This window comes from Sphingomonas sp. CCH10-B3 (assembly GCF_001556185.1).
Taxonomy (GTDB): Bacteria; Pseudomonadota; Alphaproteobacteria; order Sphingomonadales; family Sphingomonadaceae; genus Sphingomonas; species Sphingomonas aquatica.
Window position 1 is genome coordinate 1 of the sequence record NZ_LSIJ01000072.1, and the last position, 5,978, is coordinate 5,978.

A 5,978-nucleotide genomic window follows, 5' to 3' on the forward strand; every position below is an offset into this window, starting at 1 on the left:
AACCCTCCTTAAATCACAACCTCAAATCTGTGCCATTGGTGCTGACGGGGGACACCACGTGCTTCGCGCGGATCGGTTGAACCTACGACCTTCGGCAGACGTCGAGGAGATTGCCGTTATTGCGATCGACCTGCATACGCCGGACGTCGAACCGGCAGTTCTGGTGGCGATCGAGAAGGCCATTCCGCGGCCCTTGATCCTCGAGCTCAACAATGCCGGGCGCACTCGGATGGCAATGGCGTGGAAGCGCCCAAGCCAGGCGGAGGCGGGCAAGTGGGTTACCGCAACGCACGCCTTCACCGCTTGGGACGCGGGGGACGCACCGCGTCAGGCTCTGCCCACCGCGCTGGACATGGGCACGCTCTATGCGCGGCTGCTCGAGCCCATGCTACCGCCAAAGCGAAGCGACGACGAGCCGATTGCAGCGCGTGTCGCCCGGGCAGAAGAGGCCGCACAGATTGAGCGTGAGATCAAGCGGCTTGAAAATGCTCTGGCGAGGGAAAAGCAGTTCAACCGGAAGGTTGAGGTCAATGCGGCGCTTCGGGCGGCGAAAGCAAAGCTCGGGGATCTAAGGGGCTGATTGCATTGGATGGGCGGTGGACGCTGGCGTAGCCGCTAAGGGGTATCGACATCCATCCTTTGGGCGGGATGCTCCCATGGCTGCCCCATCCAAATTTGCCGATCAAGTGCCGCTGACTGTTCGACAAAAGCCACCGTGGCCGCTAGGAATTCGGGCCATGGACAAGATGAAAATGCACAGCCCGGACCTGTCTCAGGAAAACATTGCCAAGATCCGCGCCCTTTTTCCTGATTGCGTGACAGAGGCCGCCGACGAGCAGGGCAACATCCGGCTCGCCGTTGACTTCGATCAGCTGCGCCAGACGCTTTCGGATCATATCGTCGAAGGCCCGCAGGAGCGTTATCGGCTCGACTGGCCCGGCAAGCGCGAGGCGCTGCTCACTGCCAATGCGCCCATCGCCAAGACCCTGCGGCCCTGCCGCGAGGAGAGCGTGGATTTCGATACGACCCAGAACCTCTTCATTGAAGGCGACAATCTAGATGCCTTGAAGCTTTTGCAAGAGAGCTATCTCGGGAAGGTCAAGCTGATCTATATCGATCCGCCTTACAACACTGGGCGCGACTTCATTTATGATGATGATTTTTCCGAAAGCTCTGAAGACTTCTTGAGAAAATCAAATCAATCAGACACGAGTGGAGGTCGATTGGTTGCAAACTCTGAAGGGAATGGCCGATTCCATTCGGATTGGCTAAGTATGATGGGCGCGCGCCTCCGCTTAGCTCGCCGTCTGCTCGCGGACGATGGAGTTATGTTCGTATCAATCGATGATGGTGAAGTTTCAAATCTCAGAAAGATCTGTGATGAGATTTTCGGAGAGGAGCAATTTGCGGCACAGATAATCTGGAAGAAGCGCAATACTCCGCCAAACGATCGGGTTATAGGCGCTCAGCATGATTATATTCTTGTGTATGTCAGAACTTCGATTGATGCGTTGAACTTGCGGCCTCGAAGCGAGGAACAGATTGCACGATATAAGAACCCCGATGGTCACCCCAAAGGGCCTTGGGTGGCGGGCGACCTAACTTCCAACGTCAAGGGCGGAAGATATAGCGCTGCCCTATACTACCCCATCCGAAATCCTAGAACAGGCAAGGAATTCTATCCGCCAAATAATGGTAATTGGCATTTTAATAAAGAGAAAGTTGAACGCCTAATCGACCAAGACGAGATATTCTTTGGGAAGGGTGATGATAGCTCACCTAAGCTCAAGCGCTTTCTCTGTGATGTGAAAGACGGTGCTACGTGGACGACGCTATGGGATTTTGCTCCTTATAACACGTCTGGCTCCCTCGAAATGGGGGAAATCTTTGGCAACACAGTGGTTTTCGAGAATCCAAAGCCGGAGGGGCTGATCCGGCACGTTGTCCAGGCTGGAAGCTCTAGGGATGGAGTAGTCCTCGACTTCTTCGGGGGGTCTGGAACGACGGCTCACGCTGTCATGGCCCAAAACGCAATCGATGGCGGCAACCGTAAATTTGTGCTGGTTCAATTGCCGGAAGAAACCGGCGGTTCATCAGAGGCTGCAAAGGCAGGCCTCGGAACGATTGCCGAGATTTCCAAAGAACGAATCCGTCGCGCAGGCAAAAAGATGCTTGCGGGTCAATGTCACGGCGATTGGAACCGTGACGTCGGCTTTCGCGTGCTCAAGGTCGACAGCTCTAACATGAGCGACGTTTACTACCGCCCTGACGAGGTGAGCCAGGACGAGCTCTTCGGGCAAGTCGACAGCGTAAAGCCTGATCGCACCGGCGAGGATCTGCTGTTCCAGGTGCTGATCGACTGGGGTGTGGAGCTGACCCTGCCGATCAACCGCGAAGCCCTGCACGGGAAGACCGTTTATTCGGTGGATGGCAATGCGCTGATCGCCTGTTTCGACACTGGCGTCACCGATGAGTTGGTGAAGGAGATCGCCGCCCGCGCACCACTGCGCGCCGTGTTCCGCGACACCAGCTTTGCCCGCGATGCCGATCGCATCAACGCCGAGCAGCTCTTCCGCCAGCTCTCGCCGGGCACCGAACTGAAGGCCATCTGAGCGATGGATCAGGCCGCGCTCACTTCTCTGCTCGCCCAGCTTATCGCCCATTGGGAGGATGAGGTGGTGGAGTTCAAGCGCGGTAAAGACAGCTATTCCGTGAGCGACCTGGGCAAATATCTCTCGGCCCTGGCCAACGAGGCGAACCTGCGCGGCATGGATCGCGCATGGATCGTGTTCGGGGTCGATAACAATACCCGCCAGGTGGTGGGCACAACCTACAAGGAAAGTTCCGAGCACCTGCAGGCCACGAAGAAGCAGGTGTTAGACGGAACGAGCAGCATCACCTTCCGCGACATCCACGAGCTGCTGCATCCCGATGGCCGCGTCATACTGTTCGAAGTGCCGGCAGCGCCGCGGGGCATGCCAATCACTTGGAGCGGCCACGCCTATGGGCGAGCGGGCGAGAGCCTGATCGCTCTGCCACCAGACAAGCTGGACGAGATCCGCAACCAGACTATCGCAACCGATTGGACGGCGCAGGTGGTCGAAGGGGCAGCGCTGGCCGACCTTGACCCAAAGGCGATCTCTGTTGCGCGAGAACGATTTGCTGAGAAGCATGCACGTCGGGTCTCGTCAGAAGAAGTGGCAGGCTGGAGTGACGCTACCTTCCTCGACAGAGCGAAGGTCACCCAGAATGGCGCGATAACCCGCGCAGCACTGCTGCTGCTTGGCAAGATGGAGGCGGCAGGGAAGCTAAGTCCGCACCCGGCCGAGATCACCTGGAGCCTGCGCGGGGAAGAGCAGGCCTATGAGCATTTCTACCCGCCGTTTTTGCTCACATCCTCCGAGGTCTTTGCCCGTATCCGCAACGTGCAGATCCGCATCTTGCCACAGGACCAGCTGCTGGCGCATGAGGTGTCGAAATATGACCAAAGCGTGGTTCTTGAGGCCCTGCACAACTGCATCGCCCACCAGGACTACACCCGCAACGGCCGTATCGTCGTCACCGAATACCTCGATAGGCTGACTTTCGAGAGCGAGGGCGGTTTCGTGGATGGCGAGCCCACGGATTATGCCACTGGTGCCCGCTCGACCCCGCGCCGCTATCGTAACAGCTGGCTGGTCCAGGCAATGGCCGAGCTCAATATGATCGACCAGATGGGGTATGGCATTCAGCGCATCTATGAGGCGCAGCGGAGGCGGTTCTTCCCGTTGCCCGATTATGATGTGAAGGATCCGACCGCGGTCAGCCTGACAATTCATGGCCGCGTGGTCGACCCCGCCTATAGCCGCTTGCTGATGCAGCAGGCCGAGCTTGATCTGGTCGATGTCGTCAATCTTGACCGGGTACAGAAGAAGCTGCCCATTACCGACGATGCCATCAAGCACCTGCGCCGCCGGAAGCTCATCGAGGGGCGCAAACCGAACTTCCATGTCTCAGCGACGGTGGCAGCGGCAACGGCCACGATGGCCGACTATGTCCGCACCCGCGCGCAGGATGATGAGTTCTATGCTAAGCTACTGACTGACTATCTCGCGGGCGCAGGCCGTGCCACACGTCGGGAGGTCGACCAGCTGTTGCTCGACAAGCTGAGCGACGCCCTCACGCCCGAACAGCGCACCAAGAAGATTGCCAACCTGCTTACCAAGCTGCGGCGCCAGGGGGTGATCGTGAACAAGGGTCCGCGGGCGGCGCCGCAATGGATGCTTGCAGAAAGAAAGCCACGATGATTGCGGCCTCTTGCAGAAAGGTCGGGCGGATAAATCCAAGGGATTCCGTCGGTTCCCTCTTTCTGCACAGTGGAAAATTCTCTCTCCAAAGTTATGAATGCAGAAAGGGCCTGCGTCGGCCATGAAGCTCAAATTCAAGGTTCAGCCCTACCAGACCATGGCCGTCGACGCGGTGGTCGATTGCTTTGCGGGCCAGCCCTTCAGCGTCGGTCCAGCCTACAGGATCGACCCGGGCAAGCGGAACCAGGCAGAGGCGTTTGACGATGAAGGGTTCCGCAACCCCGATATCGCGCTCACCGACGCGCAGTTGCTGACGAACATCAACGCGGTCCAGCGCCGGCAAAATCTCCCACAATCGCCATCCCTGACCAGCTTTGTCACGCGGGACGCGAAGGGCAGGGCGGTGCCCGCTCCGGCTGCCTATCTCAAGAATATGGCCGCCGCCGCACCGCTTCATCTCGATGTCGAGATGGAAACGGGGACCGGCAAGACCTACTGCTACATCAAGACGATGTTCGAGCTGAACCGGCGCTATGGCTGGTCGAAGTTCATCATCATCGTCCCGAGCATCGCCATCCGCGAGGGTGTCGCCAAGTCGCTTTCGATCACAGCGGAGCACTTCACCGAAACCTACGGGAAGAAGGCTCGCTTCTTCATCTACAACTCGAAGCGCCTGCACGAGCTCGAGAGCTTCTCGTCCGATGCCGGACTGAACGTGATGGTCATGAACATCCAGGCCTTCAACGCCAGCGGCAAGGATAACCGCCGCATCTATGACGCCCTCGATGACTTCCAGTCGCGCAAGCCGATCGATGTGATCGCCGCCAACCGGCCGATCCTAATCCTCGATGAGCCGCAAAAGATGGAAGGCAAGGCCACGGTCGAAGCGCTTCCCAAGTTCCGCCCTCTGTTCATCATGCGTTATTCGGCAACGCACCGGACCGAGCACACCAAGATCCACCGGCTCGATGCGCTGGACGCCTACAACCAGAAGCTGGTGAAGAAGATCCAGGTCCGGGGTATTGCGCTGAAGGGACTGACCGGCACGACGGCCTATCTCTATCTCGAGGGGATTGAGACGGTCGGCCGCGGCAAGGGCGGGCCCTTTGCCCGTCTGGAGATGGAGATCAAGGACACCACCGGAACGATCAAGCGCCGGCTGAAACGTCTGAAGTTCCGCGATGACCTCTACGATCTGTCAGGCGGGCTGGATCAGTACCGTGACTTCGTCGTGTCGCAGATCGATGCCACCGCCGACACCGTCGAGTTCACCAATGGGATCACGCTTAAGGCTGGCGAGGCTTATGGTGACCTCTCGGAGCGGGACATCCGGCGGATTCAAATCCGCGAAACGATCCGCGCCCATCTTGAAAAGGAGCGTCAGCTCTTTGCCCAAGGGGTCAAGGTGTTGTCGCTGTTCTTCATCGACGAGGTGGCCAAGTACCGCGACTACAGCCGCGACGATCAGAACGGCGAATATGCCCGCATGTTCGAGGAAGAATATGCCGAGGCAGTTGCGTTGGTGCTCGCTGAGCTTCCGCTCGATGAGGCTGCCTGGCGCAAGCACCTCGAAGCGATTCCGGTAGCCAAGACACACGATGGCTATTTCTCGATCGACAAGAAGACCAAGCGGTTGAAGGCGTCACCTCAAGGTTTGTGCGCCAGACAACGATTTGGCGGACATCATGAGAA

General features: G+C 58.4%; 4 protein-coding genes. All 4 read left to right on the forward strand.

From position 1 onward, the window contains the following. A partial coding sequence (locus tag AX672_RS12045; protein ID WP_066651701.1) for a DUF4391 domain-containing protein occupies window positions 1–580 on the forward strand: 580 nt, incomplete at its 5' end. A 157-nt stretch (window positions 581–737) separates the two neighbouring features. Beyond that, window positions 738–2,612 carry a site-specific DNA-methyltransferase gene (locus AX672_RS12050; protein WP_066651703.1) on the forward strand — a complete coding sequence of 625 codons (1,875 nt, stop codon included), beginning with the start codon at window positions 738–740 and terminating at the stop codon, window positions 2,610–2,612. Window positions 2,613–2,615: 3 nt separating this feature from the next. Beyond that, the gene (locus tag AX672_RS12055) at window positions 2,616–4,286 is read left to right on the forward strand and encodes an RNA-binding domain-containing protein (RefSeq protein ID WP_066651705.1); all 1,671 of its coding nucleotides are present in this window, start codon (window positions 2,616–2,618) and stop codon (window positions 4,284–4,286) included. Window positions 4,287–4,407: 121 nt separating this feature from the next. Further along, window positions 4,408–5,978, forward strand: a 1,571-nt coding sequence (locus AX672_RS12060; protein ID WP_202189320.1) for a DEAD/DEAH box helicase family protein, incomplete at its 3' end; no start/stop codon positions are given.

Coding starts and splice junctions, on each gene's coding strand:
- AX672_RS12050 (WP_066651703.1), top strand. CDS start 738: ATGGACAAGATGAAAATGCACAGCCCGGACCTGTCTCAGGAAAACATT.
- AX672_RS12055 (WP_066651705.1), top strand. CDS start 2,616: ATGGATCAGGCCGCGCTCACTTCTCTGCTCGCCCAGCTTATCGCCCAT.